General features: G+C 53.1%; 1 protein-coding gene. It reads right to left on the bottom strand.

Going from position 1 to position 2,430, the window contains the following annotated elements; all coding sequences use genetic code 11:
* The coding region (locus tag J3364_RS22495) for a non-ribosomal peptide synthetase (RefSeq protein ID WP_349560398.1) at positions 1-2,430 on the bottom strand (2,430 nt) is incomplete at both ends.

The following is a 2,430-nucleotide window of genomic DNA, read 5'->3' as shown; positions in this document are numbered from 1 at the left end:
CCAGAACGATCAACGCGCTGGGCACCATGTACTCCGGCAGGGTCGCCTTCAACTCACGGCGGATCGGGAACAAGTCCAGCTCCTCACCCTCCGCCGGGGGCACTGCCGGCGTGATGTAACCAACCAGTTGTTTGTCCCCCGTCGCTTCGACAGTGTGAGCCACCACAACCGCTTCCTTGACCTGCTCAAGACGCTGAAGCTGTGCTTCAACCTCACCCAGTTCAATGCGGCAACCGCGGATCTTTACCTGATGGTCGTTGCGGCCCAGGAACTCGAGGTTGCCATCCGGCAACCAGCGCGCCAGGTCCCCAGTCCTGTACAGGCGTTCACTGCTGCTGGGATTACTCGGGTCATGGAAGGGATTGGCAATGAAGCGTTCGGCCGTTAGCTCCGGACGGTTCAAGTAACCACGGGCAAGGCCCACCCCACCTACATGTAACTCTCCCACAACATTGTAAGACAATAGGGCTTGAGTATTACTTAAAACATATACCTGAGTGTTAGAGATAGGCGAACCAATAGGCACCTGACCACCCTGTATTTCAGACAAAGATCTAACAGTGTATAGTGTCACATCGTCTGAACATTCGGCTGGCCCGTAGGCATTTAACATAGGTATTTTGGGATAATTCTTTAGCCACCATTCACCCAAATCCTTCGGGAAGGCCTCCCCCGTGATAGACAGCCAGCGAAGCTGGTTCAACGTTAGAGTATTGCCCTTTATTTGCGCGAAAGCGCGAAGTATCGCTGGCACTATTTGAAGAACAGTAACACCTTCATCATGTATAACAGAAAATAGCTTACTGGCATCTTGGGTCTTTTCAACACTAACAACTAGAACCTTTCCACCTATTAGCAACGCAGTAATTGACTGCCATACTGAGATGTCAAAACTTATCCCGGCGGTTTGAGCTATCGTATCTTCTTCGTTTAAATCTAACGTTTCGACCATCGCCAAACAGTGGTTCACAGCTCCCTCATGCTCTATCATTACCCCTTTGGGCTGCCCCGTAGAGCCAGAGGTATAAATCACGTAGGCAAGGTGCGAAGCTCGCAGCCCTAAAGTCTCCGGCTCTGGATTGACCGTCGGCTGCTCGGCATAAGTCCCCTCCTCATCCAGATACAGAACCCTTTGCCTATCATCAGTGGGTAAACACCCCTTCAGGGCCTGCTGCGTTAACAACCACGAGACCCCCGAATCTGACAGCATGTATTCAATACGTTCTGCAGGGTACACCGGGTCGATCGGCACATAGGCCCCACCGGCCTTCAGTATCCCCAACAGGCCAATCACCATCTCCAGGCTTCGCTCAACACACAACCCCACCAGGCTGTCCGGCTTCACCCCTTCAGCCACCAGGCGGTGAGCCAGTTGGTTGGCTTTCTCATTCAACTGCCGGTACGTCAGCTGTTGCTCACCAAACACCAGGGCGATCGCGTCCGGGCGACGCTCCGCCTGGGCTTCGAACAACTCATGGATACACCGGTCCTGCGGATAGGACACCGTCGTGTCGTTGAACCCGTACAGCAACTGCTCACGCTCGGCTTTAGGCAGCATCGACAACGAATGCAATGGCTGTTCGTCCAGCATCGTTGAGGTTTCAGCAATATTCGTTAACAACGTTTTTAGGTAAACTATCCAGCGTTCGATCGTGGAGTGGTTGAACAGGACATAGGCATAATTGAGTTCGCCTACGAGCACAGCTCCCCCTTCCCTCAGGCTTTCACCCAAGGTCAGTGACAGATCGAACTGGGCCTGCCCCTGCTCCGCAGCGTTAACTCCCTCAAAGCCACTTAAGGTCATGCCCGATAACTCAAGTTCGCTTTCCTTTGGCGTATTCTGGAAAGCGAACATCACTTGAAATAGCGGACTGTGGTTTAGACTACGCCCTGGTTGCAACTCTTCTACAACCTGTTCAAAAGGCGCATCCTGATGAGCGTAGGCACCTAGGGCCTGGGCTTTTACCCTGTCGAAGAATTGAGCTACCGTCAGCTCGCCCTCGCCAGAGCTCACATCAATACGAATGGCCAATGTATTTACAAAAAAGCCAATCAGCTCTTCAAGTTCCGCACGGGGTCGGTTAGCCACCGGCGTTCCTATCACTACGGTTTCCTGCCCACTCAAGCGCGACAGCAGCAAACTCCAGGCTGAAAGCAGCAACATGTGCAGGGTCAGTCCATGCGCTTGCGCCACCCTTTTTAACTGACCTGTCAGTTCCGGACCCAGCTCCAGCTCAATACTGCCACCCACGTAGTCCTGCTGACCCGGACGAGGATGATCCAATGGCAATGTCAACAACGCTGGAGCATCTTCAAGCTGCTCTCGCCAATAATCCAATTGAGTCGATAAACGATCCTTGTCCAATACTGTTCGCTGCCAACTGGCATAGTCGGCATACTGGATTGCCAGTGGCGGCAAGGGGTTCTTTC

Origin of the sequence: Marinobacter sp. NFXS9, assembly GCF_040148665.1 — a bacterium.
Classification (GTDB): Bacteria; Pseudomonadota; Gammaproteobacteria; order Pseudomonadales; family Oleiphilaceae; genus Marinobacter_A; species Marinobacter_A mangrovi.
Note: the sequence above shows the minus strand (reverse complement) of the source record. Positions and strands in the feature narration are given on the sequence as shown.